The organism is Sorangium sp. So ce176, from assembly GCF_051519835.1.
GTDB lineage: Bacteria > Myxococcota_A > Polyangia > Polyangiales > Polyangiaceae > Sorangium > Sorangium cellulosum_G.
In genome coordinates this window covers 7,360,073-7,373,992 of the sequence record NZ_CP150371.1, presented here as the reverse complement: position 1 = coordinate 7,373,992, position 13,920 = coordinate 7,360,073, and the positions used below count along the sequence as shown (strand labels likewise).

Annotated in this window: 12 protein-coding genes; 8 read left to right on the top strand and 4 right to left on the bottom strand. The window is 68.5% G+C overall.

The features are described 5' to 3' along the window. Positions 1-30: 30 nt before the first annotated feature. A complete protein-coding gene (locus WMF42_RS27590) occupies positions 31-237 on the bottom strand; it encodes a hypothetical protein (protein ID WP_437685815.1) in 207 nt (68 codons plus the stop codon). A gap of 89 nt (positions 238-326) precedes the next feature. Between WMF42_RS27590 and WMF42_RS27585 the strand changes: the two genes are divergently transcribed. The 7 genes from WMF42_RS27585 to WMF42_RS27555 all read left to right on the top strand — a co-directional run bounded on the left by WMF42_RS27585 (position 327) and on the right by WMF42_RS27555 (position 10,270). Continuing rightward, a complete protein-coding gene (locus WMF42_RS27585) occupies positions 327-1,520 on the top strand; it encodes an alpha/beta hydrolase (protein ID WP_437685813.1) in 1,194 nt (397 codons plus the stop codon). A 1,048-nt stretch (positions 1,521-2,568) separates the two neighbouring features. After that, positions 2,569-2,970 (top strand): hypothetical protein, encoded by a 402-nt coding sequence (locus WMF42_RS27580; RefSeq protein WP_233561087.1) that lies wholly within the window; start codon positions 2,569-2,571, stop codon positions 2,968-2,970. Between the two features lie 1,357 nt (positions 2,971-4,327). Then, positions 4,328-6,022: a DUF1592 domain-containing protein gene (locus WMF42_RS27575; protein WP_437685811.1), complete on the top strand. Its 1,695-nt coding sequence runs from the start codon at positions 4,328-4,330 to the stop codon at positions 6,020-6,022. A 9-nt stretch (positions 6,023-6,031) separates the two neighbouring features. Continuing rightward, complete coding sequence (locus WMF42_RS27570) at positions 6,032-7,336, top strand: DUF1552 domain-containing protein (protein WP_437685809.1); 1,305 nt, start codon at positions 6,032-6,034, stop codon at positions 7,334-7,336. Positions 7,337-7,362: 26 nt separating this feature from the next. Beyond that, complete coding sequence (locus WMF42_RS27565) at positions 7,363-7,761, top strand: hypothetical protein (protein ID WP_437685807.1); 399 nt, start codon at positions 7,363-7,365, stop codon at positions 7,759-7,761. A 631-nt stretch (positions 7,762-8,392) separates the two neighbouring features. Continuing rightward, positions 8,393-8,644, top strand: a complete 252-nt coding sequence (locus tag WMF42_RS27560) for a hypothetical protein (RefSeq protein WP_437685805.1) — start codon at positions 8,393-8,395, stop codon at positions 8,642-8,644. 264 nt (positions 8,645-8,908) lie between these two features. Continuing rightward, positions 8,909-10,270, top strand: coding sequence for a TAXI family TRAP transporter solute-binding subunit (locus tag WMF42_RS27555; protein ID WP_437685803.1), 1,362 nt, complete (start codon positions 8,909-8,911; stop codon positions 10,268-10,270). A gap of 37 nt (positions 10,271-10,307) precedes the next feature. On the opposite strand, the gene dauA is transcribed toward WMF42_RS27555, so the two are convergent. Both dauA and WMF42_RS27545 read right to left on the bottom strand, forming a co-directional pair. After that, a complete protein-coding gene (dauA, locus tag WMF42_RS27550) occupies positions 10,308-12,104 on the bottom strand; it encodes a C4-dicarboxylic acid transporter DauA (protein WP_437685801.1) in 1,797 nt (598 codons plus the stop codon). Between the two features lie 2 nt (positions 12,105-12,106). Further along, positions 12,107-12,526, bottom strand: a complete 420-nt coding sequence (locus tag WMF42_RS27545) for a hypothetical protein (protein WP_437685799.1) — start codon at positions 12,524-12,526, stop codon at positions 12,107-12,109. Positions 12,527-12,717: 191 nt separating this feature from the next. On the opposite strand from WMF42_RS27545, the gene WMF42_RS27540 reads away from it, so the two are divergent. Beyond that, positions 12,718-13,749, top strand: a complete 1,032-nt coding sequence (locus WMF42_RS27540) for a sigma-54 interaction domain-containing protein (RefSeq protein WP_437694360.1) — start codon at positions 12,718-12,720, stop codon at positions 13,747-13,749. Positions 13,750-13,779: 30 nt separating this feature from the next. Here WMF42_RS27540 and WMF42_RS27535 read toward each other — a convergent pair whose 3' ends face one another. Continuing rightward, positions 13,780-13,902: a hypothetical protein gene (locus WMF42_RS27535; RefSeq protein WP_267888063.1), complete on the bottom strand. Its 123-nt coding sequence runs from the start codon at positions 13,900-13,902 to the stop codon at positions 13,780-13,782. Between the last annotated feature and the right edge of the window lie 18 nt (positions 13,903-13,920).

The following is a 13,920-nucleotide window of genomic DNA, read 5'->3' as shown; positions in this document are numbered from 1 at the left end:
GCGAGATGTTCCGTGATCCTAGCGGTAACGTCAGCGGCGGACGGTGGTGGAGATGAGCACCCGCGAGGTGGCCGAACTTCTGGGCGTGACGCTCTCGCCGCCGCTCAAGCCGCTCATCGGACAGGAGCTCGAGTCGATCATGGCGAGGGTCTCCTGTCTCTCGGCCAGGACGATGCGTCGGATCATGCCGCGTCGCGGCTGGGAGGTATGCCGCGTCGCGGCGAGCAGCAGGCTCACGCTGCGACAGAAAAACTTCGCTCCGGCACGATTCGCTCTCGTGGTGAGCCGGTCCGAGGGCGATCCGCTACTGAATCCCAGGAGGATCCATGACCCGCTCGATCACATGCAGCATCTCGCTCCTTGTCGCGCTTTCAATCGCTGCTTGCGGGTCCGACAACGACGCCGCCGACGGCTCGGGCGGCAGCGGAGGAAAAGGAAACAGCAGCTCTTCGAGCAGCAGCAGCTCTTCGAGCAGCAGCAGCTCTTCGACCAGCAGCGGCAGCACCTCGGGCACGGGCGGCACGGACGACCCGGGCCCGAACGGCGGGGGAGGACAGGGCGGGACGATCGATCCGGTCGGCACCGAAGGCGACGGCGATTTCGAGATCGGGCCTGACTACCAGGACGCTTCGGAGATCAAGAGGATCGACGGCGTTCCCCAGGGGCGGACGTTCACGTTTTCCCTGTCGTCCCGGGAGAGCGAAATCTTCACCGGCCACGATCCAACCTTGAACGACAACGCCAAAGGAGATTTCAACCGCCGCGTGGAGGTCGCGATCCCCGCGACGTACGTCGACGGCGAGGAGGCGCCGTTCATGGTCGTCCAGGACGCGCGCGACAGGAACGAGATCATCAACACGATCAACAACTTCGTCGCGGACCCGAACAACCGTTTCCCGAGCGTCATCGCCATCTTCGCCGCGAGCGGAGGGGGCGACTCGTACGGCAGCGAGCGGGGGCTAGAATACGACACCATGTCGGACGCCTATCAGAGGTTCGTCGATACGGAGCTCCTCGAGGCGGTCAAGAACGACCAGGCCGTCCGCGCCGCGTACCCCAACCTGAAGTTCACCAGCGATCCGGACGGCCGCGCCACGTACGGATGCAGCTCGGGCGGGGCGGCGGCGCTGACCATGGGCTGGTTCGGCGACGACACCTACCGCAAGATCGTCACCTACTCCGGCACGTTCGTCGACCAGCAGAACCCCCGCGCGCCCACCGAGGCCGAGTATCCCGACGGCGCCTGGGAGTACACGGAGGGGCTCATCCGGGACAGCCCGCGCAAGCCGCTGCGCATCTTCCTGCAGGTCGGCGACAACGACCTCGGCAGCACCAGAGATGAAGCGAGCCACCACAACTGGGTGATGGCGAACCAGCGCGTGGCGGCGATCCTCAAGGAGAAGGGGTATCATTACCGCTTCGTCTACTCGAAGGGCGCCAGCCACTGCGACGGGAAGGTGATCCGACAGACACTCCCCGACACGCTGCGCTGGATGTGGCGGGGCTACCCGGCCGATTGACGCATGGTGGTCCAGCCCATGCTGGGCCCCGCAGGCTGCGGGGGGAAGGAAAAGCAAAGCGATTCGCGGATATCAAGGGCGAATCGCCACGCTCACCTCAGGTGACAGAAGGCGCGCCGCATCGCCGAGGCGCACGGCGGGCGCATCGAGGTGACGAGCGCGCCAGTGGGCTCTGGCACGGCGTGGCTCCACACGAACCACGCCAGGAGCGCGCCCATGGTCGGCGATCTCGACAACGTCGTCGTCGGCAAAAGAAGCCGGAACGCAGCGCGAAGAAGTGTAGCGCAGCAGACCGAAAGGGGCGCGGCCGGGCCCGTAGGATGGCGGCTCCGAGGCCGACCCTGCCCCACGGCCGTGGTCACAGCGGCCAGGTGCGATGAGACCTACACCTGCCGCCGCCGAAGCCCAACCCATGAGCAGGCGGGCGGGCGCCTTCCATGCCTGCCTGCTCATCGCCACCCCTGTCCGTGCGGCTTCAGATCACGGAGACCGCTTTCGCCGGATGTGGACAGCAGCGAAGCCGGCCGGTCCTACCGACAAGCTCGCAGGACGCACGGGACCGGCAGCGGATGGATCGTAGCGATTCTGAGAGGCGGATGTTTGTCTATCGACGAGGCTCATCGAATGACAAAATCGTCTTCCGCATGCTCTCTCCACGTAGAGATTTTCGGAGCACAGGAGTTCAGCTTTCCGTCGCTGAGTTTCAGGCGAACGGTAACCTCGACCGTCCCGCCGGCCCTGGGCCCGCGGGGTACCCCCGAGCCTGAGGGAGGGCAAGGCTGGCGGGGCTCCTCCTGCGCGCCGCGTCAACATCGGCGGACGCCAGACCGCGTTGATCGCCGGCCCGCCCGACGCGCTCGAAGCCGAGCAGCGCATCGACGGTCGGCGCCGCGGCTGGCCGCCGCTGCGCGCCCATCGGGATCGAGGATAGCCGCGCGTCGGTTAATTCTGGTTGACGCCAAAAATGTGAACGTTCACAATCTGTTCCTCCGAGCTGCGATGGCCTGGCCGAGCTTGCTCCTTACATGGCAGGAGACGTCGGATGCCGATGAGCATGAAGCTGATGAGTGCGGTGTTGGTGAGCGTCGGCATCGGCTTTGCGGGCGCAGCGTGGGCCGCGAGCGGGACGGCGGATGTCCCCGGTTCTGTTGCCGAGGGAAAGGATTTTGGCTGCGGTGGAAAAGGACAGAAGGCCTGTCCGATGCAGGGCTGGATGAAGACGGTGATGCAGTCGGCGACCACGAGCGGCGACGGCGCGAAGATCGCGTCGGCGCTGGAATACGTGGCGTCGAAGCCGCCGCCCGGGATGCCCAAGTGGGTTGCAATCTCGAAGGATGGCGCGGAAAAGGCCAAGAAGGGCGACATCGACGGCGCCAAGGCGAGCTGCAAGGCCTGCCACGATCTGTACAAGGCGGAGTACAAGGCGAAGCTCCGCGACGCCGCCTTCTGAGGCGCCTCTCTCTGCTATCCCGCTCTCCGCTCCTCGCGCCGGGCGCGCGCTCTCCTGGCAGCGCCGGCCGTACCCGACGGGCTGAGGCCAGCACTGGCCCGGAGAACTCCGTCCGAGCGGGTCCGCCAAACGGAGATTCGGAACCTGCGTGGCAGGTGCGTGTGCGCCCTGATCAGAGGTGCCCGGCAGGCGAGATCTCGTGGTCATCGTGAGCTCCTGTGCCGTGGTGCACCAATTGCTGTTCATGGTCAGGCCGTCGACCATGGCCGCCTTCGTGGGCAAGCGCAGTGATGCCGTTCGCTTTCTTGAGCCCGATGCAGGCCGACGTATCGCACCTGCAGGCCCGCCGGCCCGCCGGCCCGCCATCTCGCCGGGCCGTGGTACGAGCCGAGCGCATCGGAGAGCTCACACGGGCGCCGCGCCCCACCCTGGGATCCAGGAGGCCCGCGCGCCGCTCGATCTCTGGTTGACACCTAAAATGTTAACGTTCACAATGCCCTCTCGGGGTGTTCTTTTGTTTTGCCCTGGACAAGCCGTCGTGCGCGCCGGCGCTTCGTCCCCGGGGTCGGGATCGATGTCGGCACCGGGTATGTTCGTTCGGTCGTCGAGCACGCGTGCAGCGTCGCGATCGCGGGGGCATCGCTCGCGCCACACCGCGCCCTGAGCGCGAGGCCTCACCTGCGACCCGCACGCGCACCGGTTCATCTAGCCTTCAGCCGTATACAACCAACCTCGTCGAGGCTGCCGTGCGTTCATATGCCTCAAAAACCGTCGCCCTCGTTGGATTGAGCCTGGTGGGATGCGGCTCGTCGGATCCAGCGCCGGCCCCGGGAAGGTGGAGCACCCCGCCCCGGGCAAGAGCGGGGAGCGCCGGCGCCCATCGAACGACCAGCGGTGGGGCGACCACGCTCACGCCGAGCGGCGCGGCGCTCGTGATGTGGAGCGCCTGGCAGTTCTTCATGGGAGTCCTGCTCGCGCCCCGGGGTCGGGGAACGACATGGAGATGGCGCGGCCAGGCAAGAGCTCGATGGCTCATCCGGTGAGCTGACCGGTCGAGCCCGCCGCATCCACCCCCGGCGCAGAACACTTCAGTGAGCGGTCTTCACGGCCTCTCGACAGATCTCGAGCAGATCGTGACTGACCTCGGACGCTCGCGTCCACCTCAGGGCAAGACGCGATCGCACGGCGGTCCGGCTACCCGCGCCGAACCTCTGGAGCGCTGCCGATTTCGACACGGATGCGGTCATTCGTGGCAACAAACGGAGACGCCACCACGAGAAGCTCGACGTTCGGATCGCGTCCAAATTTTCAGCCTCACCCAGCTTCGTCCAAGATTTCACCCCAGCAAGAGCGTTCCATGCCTATCGTAAAACGAACCGGTGTACTGCGTTCACTCATAAGCCGCTCGTTTCGCCTTGCGCCGCTCGCGGTCGCCGTGGCCACCGGGTGCACGGGCGTCCTGGGACCCGATGGCGGGGGACCCGAGGCCGAGGCGGCGCCGGCGGCCGAGTGTGGCGCCACCCCTGCGCTGGCCAAACCGCGCATCTGGCGGTTGACCAACTCCCAGCTCGCCAACACCTTGCGCGACGAGTTCGACATCCAGCCGGCAGCGCTGTCGAGCTTGCCGAACGAGGCCAGGCTCGACGGCTTCGCCAACCAGGCCTCGAACCTGCGCGTCGCGCCGCTCCTCGCGGAGGTCTATTTCGCGCTCGGCGAAGAGCTCGGGGCGCACGCGCTGCAGAACCCCGACAAGTTCGGGATCGCTTGCGACGTCGCCAGCTTGGCGCCTGGCAGTTGCCTGGACGGCTTCGTCGCCCAAACGGGGCGAAAGCTGTGGCGCCGCCCGCTCTCGGCGGCTGAAATCACCTCCTTCAGCGCGCTCTTCGCCAAGACCGCCGCGCAGGGCGAAGGTCCTGCCGGCGGCGTCAAGAGCGTCGTGCAGGCGCTGCTCATGTCGCCGAACAGCCTGCACCGCACCGAGCTCGGCACGGTGAAGGATACCGGAGCGGTGACACCGCTGACGGATCACGAGATCGCTTCGGCGCTCTCGTACATGCTCTGGGACAGCGCGCCGGACGCTGAGCTCACCGCGCTCGCAGATCAAGGCAAGCTGCGCGACCGTACGGTGATCTTGGCCCAGGCCCAGCGCCTGTTCGAGGCGCGCGACAAGGCCGCGCCGGCCATGAACCACTTCTTCGAGCAGTGGCTGGAGCTCGAGAATCTCTCGAAGTCGGTGAAAGACGCCAGCCTCTTCCCGATGGCGACGCCCGAGCTCGCCGCCGATTTGCAAGAAGAGTTGCGCCTGTTCACGAACAGCGTGCTGTTCGACGCGGGAGCGGATCGTCGCTTCGACTCGCTGTTCTCGGGCACGTACGCGTTCGTGAACGAGCGCACCGCCCCGCTCTACGGTTTGAGCGGGGTGACCGGCGACGCCATGGTGCGTCGCGAGCTCAATCCGACGGAGCGCCGAGGCATCTTCACCTCGGTACCGTTTCTCTGGGGCCACGCGCACAGCCAGGATACGAGCCTCGTCGGGCGCGGCGCCTACGTCCGCGCAGAGGTCCTGTGCCACCGCGTGCCGCTGCCGCCCGCCGGTATCCCGAACGCTGGCCAATTTGCCGAGCCGGGTGCCACGGGTCGGCAGAGACTCGGCATTCATGCGAGCCCGGGCTGCGCCGTCTGTCACAACCTGTTCGATGGCATCGGGTTTGCCCTCGAGAGCTACGATGCCATCGGTCGCTACAGAACGATGGATCAGGGGCAGGTGATCGATGCGAGCGGCAGTCTGCCGCTGCCGAGCGAGGAGAACGCGCTCCCCGGAATGGCGTTTTCCAACTTCGTGGAGCTGGTGGACGAGCTGGCGCAAAAGCCGGATGTCTACGGCTGCTTCGTCCAGCAGTTCGCCGCCTACGCTTCAGGGTACGACTTGACGGAGCTCGACGCCTGCGAGAAGGAGCGCCTCGTGGACGAATTTGCGCGCTCACAGCACGCGATCGATCAGCTGGTGCTGAGCGTGATCGAGTCACCGAGCTTCATCGACCGGAGAAACTAGGAGTTAGCCATGCGCAACGTGAAATTTTCCCGGCGTGCGATGCTTCGTGGCCTCGGCTACGGAACGATCTTCTGTTCTGGGCTCATCGACAACCTCTACGCCCAAACCGTTCCGCGAATCACGCGCGTCGCCATGTTCGGCTACGCGAATGGCTCTCAGTATCAATCGGAGCCGACCGGAGGCGAGAGGAACTTCGTGCTCAAGCCGCACATGGCGCCACTCGAGGCGGTGCGCGACGACATCCTGGTGTTCAAGAACCTGACGCTCGTACGCGACCCCGGTAACGCGCACCGCTCGGCTTCGTTTTCGGTGTTCGGCCTCGGCGCGCCGACCAGCATCGATCAGGAGTTCGCCAGGTTCCTCAAGGGCACGGCGCCGCTGGCATCGCTGGAGATCGCGGTCGGGCAGACATCCGGCGACGGCGGCGTCATCCCCGGGCTGTCTCAGGTCGATGGCAGGTTCATCCCCAGCGTGACAAACCCGCTGGCTGCGTATCAGCGCATCGCGGACCGCATCAGCGGGGGCGGCACGACCATGAACACGCCGAGCTCCGCCGAGCAGGCGCTGCTCCGCCGTCAGAGCGTGCTCGACTTCATCAAGGACGATGTCGGGTCCTTTCGCGGGCGGCTCGGGCCGGAGGAAGCCGTCAAGATGGACTTCTACCTCGAGTCGCTGCGCACGCTCGAACGCGATGTCGGCGGCAGCATCCCCAGAGAGAGCTCGTGCAAGGAGATCGCGTCGCCGCTGCTCAGCAAGAACACCATGATGAACGACATGCCGGAGCACAGCCGGCTGTATCTCGACATCATGGCGATGGCCTTCGCCTGCAACATCACTCGCGTGGCATCCATGATGTGGGGCGGCGGCGAGAACAACGAAGCCATCAAGTTCGGCGACATCGATATCTCAGCCTGGCACTCCGTCTCACACGGCGATCCGGACGGCGATCCGGGACGACAGATCACCCGGCTCCAGGCCTATTTCGCGGGAGAGTTCCGCTATTTCGTCGAGAAGCTGAAGAGCCTCTCCGACGGTGAGTTCTCGCTGCTCGACAACACCGCAGCGGTTCTTTGCACCCAGAACGGCAGCAGCCAGCTTGGCTCAGCCCAGAACTTCGCCGAGACCGACCACCCGCCCCAACACGCACCTTTCGTGGTTGCCGGCAGCTGTGGAGGTGCTTGGACGACCGGGCGCCTGCTCGACGCCGGCGGGCGCAATCACAACGACGTTTATGTCAGCATTGCCCGGGCGATCGGCATGGACGTGACGTCTGTCGGCCGCGCTGCCTGGTGTCGAGGTCCGCTCATCACATAGCTGGAAGCCAATTCGGTGGCGAGGGAATGGGGCGTGACGACGAGGGCGGCGTGCTGGCCGCGCGTGACGGGGATCGAGACCGGAGGCGGCAGGTGGCGCTCGGAGCGGCGGCGGTCGATCACCTGGCGGACGGCGCCGACGTGGATGGTGTCGCGCTCGAGCTCCTCGACGAGCGCCTCTTCGAGCTCGGCGGCGCCGACGGCTTCGAGCAGCTGCAGGAGCCGGGCGATAGCGCTGCCGATGTTGTCGCCGCGCTCGGCGACGACGCGGAGGAATGCCTGGCTGCTGCGGGCGGCGCGAGCGAGGCGATCGAGGCGATCGAGGCCGCGCCTGCGACGGTGCCATCGGTGCCGTCATTGTCGGCGGGTATGGCCATGGAGTGTACACCATTGCAACGATGGAGCAGTCGAATTGACAGAGGATGAAGCGATCGACCTAGAGCGACAAACGGGTTGAAACCCCGAGAAAACGAACCACAGAGGCACAGAGGGCACAGAGGAAGAGAAAAGAAAGATAATTTATTTTTTTTTCTTCCTCCTCTGTGCCCTCTGTGCCTCTGTGGTTCAAATCTCTTCATTCCTGGGTGTTTCAAGCTGATCGGCGCGCGGCGTCTTTCAGATCGTCAAGGGGGGGGCTGAGCAACGCCGAGATCGGCTCCCGTATCGGGCGCAGCGCGTTTCAGGTGTCGCGCTTCATGGCGGGCGCGTCCCGAGCCCCGGCTCCCCGACGTGCTGGCCATCGTCGACGCGACGACCGACCGGCTGCTCGATTTCCTCGCCCTCTTCGTCCACCCGGGCCAGCTGCCCTCGGTGGCGCGCGACTTCCGCGCGCTCGAGGAGCGCCGCCGGATAGCGACGGAGATGCCCTGGTCCCACGCCGTCCTGCGCGTCCTCGAGCTCGCGAGCTACGCGGCACTCCCCTGCCATGACGACGCCTGGGTCGCCGCTCGCCTCCGGCTCCCGGACGACGAGGTGCGCGCGTGCCTCGAGGCCCTGTCGCGGGGGCCTCGTCCGATGGCGCAAGGGGCGCTACGCCGCCACGTCCGAGACCGTCGATATGACGCGGGGCGCCGCCGAGCCGCGACAACGGTTGAAGACACACTGGCTCGACGTCGCCGCGCGCCGGCAGAGCCGCGGCGATCCGGGCCTGTATTCGTACAACCTGATCAGCGTCGCGCGCAGCGACCTCGAGCGGCTGCGCGCGTTGCACGTGCGGTATTTTCACGAGATCCGCCAGATCGTGTCCGGTTCGCGCGCGCCCGATTGCGTCGCGCTGGTGGCGATGCAGCGCTTCGAGCTGGGCGCTTGAGGGGAGAGGGCATCACAGACACGTGGCGTCCGCAGGCGACGCTGCCCGTTCACTGCGACCAGGGCGCGCGAGGATCCGGTCCCTTGCGTCCCCGCGCGGGCGCGGCGAGGCGGCGCGGTGGGGCGGCGTGGAGCAACGGGGTTGTCCGGGCGATGCCCGTCGGGCCATCATGCGCTCCCTGGCACCCCCGGTCGCGCCGGCGGTCCGCGCCCCCGAGGTGGGCGCGGGTCCGCGTCGCGGCGGACGGGTCCAGGCGAGCCGCTCATGTTCAAGCTCGTCCGCCGCCGCGAGATCGTCGAGGGGTACCGCAGGGAGCTCCTGCGGGTTTGGACCCCGTTCCTGCTGCTCGGCCTCGTCGCCCTCGTCGCGACCTACCTGCTCTTCGTCGAGCCCCCGCCGCCCCGCCAGGTGACCATCGCCACCGGGCAGCCCACCGGCCGCTACCACGCCTTTGCCGAGCAGTACCGCGCGTACCTGGCCGGGGTCGGCATCACCGTCGAGATCCGCGAGACGGCGGGCTCGGCCGAGAACGTGGCGCTCCTGCTCGATCCGGCGAGCGGGGTCTCCCTCGCCTTCGTGCAGGGCGGCGTCATGCCGCCCGAGGCCAGCGATCGCCTGAGCAGCCTCGCCAGCGTCTACCGCGAGCCGCTCTGGGTCTTCCACCGCGGCGACGGGGCCCACGATCGCCTCACCGATCTCGCGAGCATGCGCCTCTCCATCGGCCCCGAGGGCAGTGGCACCCGAGAGGTCGTGGAGCGGCTGCTCGCGGACAGCGGCGTCACCGCCGACGCGCAGGCCGCAGCCGGCGCGCCCTTCGAGGGCTTGCCCGATCAGGAGGCCGCCGAGGCGCTGCTGGCTGGCCGCATCGACGCCGCGCTCTTCATCGTCGGCCCCGGCTCCGCGCAGGTGCAGGAGCTGCTCCGCGCCGAGGGCGTGCACCTCATGAGCCTGCGCCGGCACGAGAGCTACGTGCGCCGGTATCCCTATCTTTCCAGCGTACCTCTCAGCGAGGGGTTGCTCGACCTCGACCGCAACATCCCGCCCGCGCCGAGCACCTTGCTCGCCCCGCCCGCCGCGCTGGTCGCCAACGCGACGCTCCACCCCGCGCTGATCCCGCTCCTGATCGAGGCGGCGCGCGCCGCGCACGCGCCGGGCAACCTCCTCGACGCGCCAGGCGAGTTCCCGTCCACGCGCTTCGTGGAGGCGCCGCTCCACCCCGAGGCGCGGCGTTACCAAGAGGAGGGGCCTTCGTTCCTGCGGCGCGTCCTGCCGTTCTGGCCGGCGTCGATGGTGAGCCGGCTCAAGGTCATGCTGCTGCCCCTGGCGACGGTGATCTTCTCCATCTTCAAGATCGCGCAGCCGCTGTACAACTGGCGGATCAGCGCGCGCATCTACCGCCACTACGAGATCTTGCGCCGCGCGCAGCGGGAGCTCTCGCGCCCGGTCGATCCGGCGCGGCGCGCGGCGCTGATCGCGACGCTCCGGCAGCTCGAGGACAACCTCGCGGCGCTGTCGGTCCCGCTCAGGGCCACGGCGGATCTCTACCAGCTCTACCTGCACCTCGGGTACGTGCGCCGGCGACTCGAGGGCGAGCAGCCCTCGATCCCGCCGCCACCCGCCGCGTGATCCGCGTGCGGTCACGCTGATTGCGGCGGCGGTCGCGTCAGGCCCGCACGAGCTCGCCGGCGAGGCGGATCGCCGCGTCCAGGTCCTCCGCGACGTGAACGCGATAGGGCTTCTCCTCGTGGAGGCGCGCCCTGTCGAAGATCTCGCGAGGCCTGGGCAGCGGCCCGGCCAGGATCACCGTCTTGTGGCGCCGCGCGAGCCCGTCGAGCGCGTTCTCCAGCGCGACGAACCCCGTGCTGTCGATGACCGGGACCTTGCCGAGGTGCAGGACCATGACCTCGTAGCTATCCCCGCGGATGGAGTGCAGCGCATCCATCGCCTTCTGGGCGGCGCCGAAGAACAGCGGGCCGTTGACCTCGTACAGCGCGACCCGCTTCGGGAGCTGGATCGCGTCGGAGTCCTCGCTCGAGTCCAGCACCGTCCGGCTCCCCGTCAGCTCCGCCATCCGGCGCATGAAGAGGATGGCGGCGAGGACCACGCCGGCCGAGACCGCGACGACCATGTCGAGGATCACGGTGAGCCCGTAGCAGGAAAGGAGCACGAAGACGTCGCTCTTCGGCGCGAGCCTCACGATGCGGACGACGTGGTGGAGCTCCGACATGTTCCAGGCGACGAGCAGCAGCAGCGCCGCCAGCGACGCCATCGGGACGTAGGCCACGAGCGGGGCGAGGAAGAGGATCGACAGCAGGATGACGAGGGCGTGCGTCACGGAGGCGATCGGAGAGCGCGCGCCTGCCCGGATGTTCGTCGCCGTGCGCGCCAGCGCGCCCGTCGCCGCGATGCCGCCGAAGAGCGGCGCGACGATGTTCCCGACGCCGAGCCCGACGAGCTCCGCATCCGGATCGTGCTTGGTCCCCGTCATGCCGTCGGCGATGACCGCCGACAGCAGCGACTCGATGGCGCCGAGCATGGCGATGGCGAAGGCGGAGGGGAGCAGGTCCCTCACGAGCTCGTAGGAGAGCCCGTCCCCCCACGGGAGCGACGGGACCGGCAGGATCGACGGGATCCCGGCGACCTCCACGCCGTCGATGGTCGTGCGGAAGCGGCTGCCGATCGTGGCCACGGAGAACACCGGGTAGACCTCGGCGATCACCATGCCGGCGAGCGAAACGACGGAGATGGCGATGAGGGGCGCGGGCACCTTCTTGACGATCCGCGGGACGAGCAGGAGCAGCGCGAGCGTCGACGCGGCGACGCCGAGCTCGAAGAGGCTGGCCGTCCCGCGGGCCGCCCACAGGGCGGCGACCTTGTCCGTGAAGTGCTCCGGGAGCGCCCCTGTCGAGAGGCCGAGGATGTCCTTCACCTGGAGCGTCGCGATCACGGTGGCGATGCCGGCGGTGAAGCCCGTCGTCACCGGGTGCGGGATGTACTGGATGAGCTGGCCGAGCCGCGCGAGCCCCATGATCACGAGCATCACGCCCGCCATCAGGCCCGCGGTCATCAGCCCGGAGAGCCCGTGCTTCGTCACGATCGGCGCGAGGATCACCACGAAGGCCGCCGTCGGGCCGGTGACCTGGAACTTGCAGCCCCCCAGCAGGGCCACCAGCGCGCCGGCCACGATCGCCGTGTAGAGCCCGTGCTGGGGGGGCGCTCCCACCGCGATGGCGAGCGCCATCGAGAGGGGGAGCGCGACGACGCCGACGACGGTGCCGGCCAGGAGGTCCGCCTGGAGCTCGGCGAGGCCGTACCCCCTGGCGAAGCTGCGCCGCAGGGCCGTCGCCACCGGGATGAGGCGCCGCGCCGGAGAAGGCGGCGAGGCGGGCGGCCGGGGCGCTTCGCCGCCCTGGCCCTGCCCGGCGGCAGCCGGGTCGATTCGCTCGAACCTGGGAGACATCGTCACACCTCCACCCGCGCGCGGATGAGATCGAGGATCGTCCATCCCCAGGCGGGCTTCGGGATGATCACGGGGACATCGCGCGCGCCCGCCGCGCTCACGAGCGTCTCGAACTGTCGCGGATTCCGGGTCACGAGGACGGGCAGCACGGAAGGACGCTCGCGCAGGAGGCGCGCCACCGCGGCCTCGACCTCCGCCAGCGGGTAGTCGTCCGGGAAGAGCACGACGGCAGCGACGTCGGCGCCGTCGAGCGCGGCTGCCCGGAGGTGGCGCGTCACGTGCGCCGTCACGCCGGCGCGCTGGAGGTAGCCCTGCAGCCCGTCCAGCGTCTCCGCGTGGTCGGAGACGATGACCACGCCGCGCGGATCGCCCCGCCGTCTCCGCGCCGCGGCGTTCATTGCCGCCTTCGTCGTTCGCACCATCGGTTCCACACCCTCCTCGGCCGGCCGGCGCCACGGTGGAGCGCGCGGCGACGTGCTCCCGCACTGCTCCTTCACCGCTCCCGGCGGCCGGCCCGCCGCACCGCCGCACCGACAGGGCAACATCTGTGCCACGCGAAGACCTCCGCGTTCTGCCGCGCCGCGACCGCACGACCGCGACGAATATCGGGTCGATGATGGCTTTACGACAAAATGTCGTACAATATAACGGTATGCCTCGCAGATTGCGACATATCGACGTGGTAATCGAACCGGTGATGCGCTCGAAGGCGATGCGAGAGCTGGGTCGCGTTCTCCGGGTGGTCGCCCCGAGGGAGGTGGGGATCTCGCTCGTCGGGGAGAGCGGGACCGGCAAGGAGGTGCTCGCCCGCCGGGTCCATGATCTCTCGCTGCGGCGGTCGGGTCCCTTCATCCCGATCAACTGCGCCGCCGTGCCGGAGGCGCTCTTCGAGAGCGAGCTGTTCGGTCACGAGCGGGGCGCGTTCACCGGAGCGGTCGAGAGGACCCGCGGGAAGATCGAGGCGTCGGACGGCGGCACGCTCTTCCTCGACGAGATCGGGGAGATGCCGATATCGATGCAGGCAAAGCTGCTGCGCTTCCTGGAGAACCGGCGGTTCATGCGCGTGGGCGGGACCGAGAAGCTCTCGGTCAACGCCCGTATCGTCTGCGCGACGCTGCGACCGCTGGAAGAGGAGGTGAAGGCAGGGCGCTTCCGGGCCGATCTCTATTATCGCATCCAGGGCGTCACGCTCGATGTGCCGCCGCTCCGCGAGCGGCAGGCCGATCTCGTGCCGCTCGTGCGCCTGTTCCTCCAGCAGCTCGCCGCCAAGCACGGGACGCCGCCGGCCCGGATGACGAGGGCGGCGATGGCCGCCCTGCGCCGGTACGACTGGCCGGGCAACGTCCGCGAGCTGCGGAGCGTCATCGAGCTGCTCACGCTGCTCCGCGCGGGGAAGCAGGTCCGGGTGCGCGACCTCCCGGCGCCGATCCGCGCGCTGGCCCCGGCGCGAGGAGCCCCCGCCGCGAACGGCTCCGGCGCTCGCACGGTCGAGATCTCCCTCGACGCCACGCTGGACGAGTCCATCCGGAGGATCCTCGACGCGGCGCTGGCGCTGGAGGGAGGAAACCGATCGAGGGCGGCGAGCCGGCTCGGGATCAGCCTTCGCACGGTCCAGCGGCACCTCGCGGCGCCGGATCGCGCTTGAACATCCGGCGCGGCGGCGGCGCGCTCGCGGCTACGGCGCGTGCAGGACGTTGACGTTCAGCACCGTCTCGGCGGCCCGGATGCCCTGGTAGAGGCTGTCGCACTCGCTGTATCCGGCCACCTGGAGCCCGCAGGCGACGTGCTTCGCGTACATCGGAGCGCCGCTGTCGCC

What these genes read in the sequence shown, in the direction of transcription:
- WMF42_RS27585 (WP_437685813.1), top strand. Translation starts at nt 327, where the DNA reads ATGACCCGCTCGATCACATGCAGCATCTCGCTCCTTGTCGCGCTTTCA.
- WMF42_RS27580 (WP_233561087.1), top strand. Translation starts at nt 2,569, where the DNA reads ATGAGCATGAAGCTGATGAGTGCGGTGTTGGTGAGCGTCGGCATCGGC.
- WMF42_RS27575 (WP_437685811.1), top strand. Translation starts at nt 4,328, where the DNA reads ATGCCTATCGTAAAACGAACCGGTGTACTGCGTTCACTCATAAGCCGC.
- WMF42_RS27570 (WP_437685809.1), top strand. Translation starts at nt 6,032, where the DNA reads ATGCGCAACGTGAAATTTTCCCGGCGTGCGATGCTTCGTGGCCTCGGC.
- WMF42_RS27565 (WP_437685807.1), top strand. Translation starts at nt 7,363, where the DNA reads ATGGGGCGTGACGACGAGGGCGGCGTGCTGGCCGCGCGTGACGGGGAT.
- WMF42_RS27560 (WP_437685805.1), top strand. Translation starts at nt 8,393, where the DNA reads ATGACGCGGGGCGCCGCCGAGCCGCGACAACGGTTGAAGACACACTGG.
- WMF42_RS27555 (WP_437685803.1), top strand. Translation starts at nt 8,909, where the DNA reads ATGTTCAAGCTCGTCCGCCGCCGCGAGATCGTCGAGGGGTACCGCAGG.
- dauA (WP_437685801.1), bottom strand. Translation starts at nt 12,104, where the DNA reads ATGTCTCCCAGGTTCGAGCGAATCGACCCGGCTGCCGCCGGGCAGGGC.
- WMF42_RS27545 (WP_437685799.1), bottom strand. Translation starts at nt 12,526, where the DNA reads ATGGTGCGAACGACGAAGGCGGCAATGAACGCCGCGGCGCGGAGACGG.
- WMF42_RS27540 (WP_437694360.1), top strand. Translation starts at nt 12,718, where the DNA reads ATGATGGCTTTACGACAAAATGTCGTACAATATAACGGTATGCCTCGC.
- WMF42_RS27535 (WP_267888063.1), bottom strand. Translation starts at nt 13,902, where the DNA reads ATGTACGCGAAGCACGTCGCCTGCGGGCTCCAGGTGGCCGGATACAGC.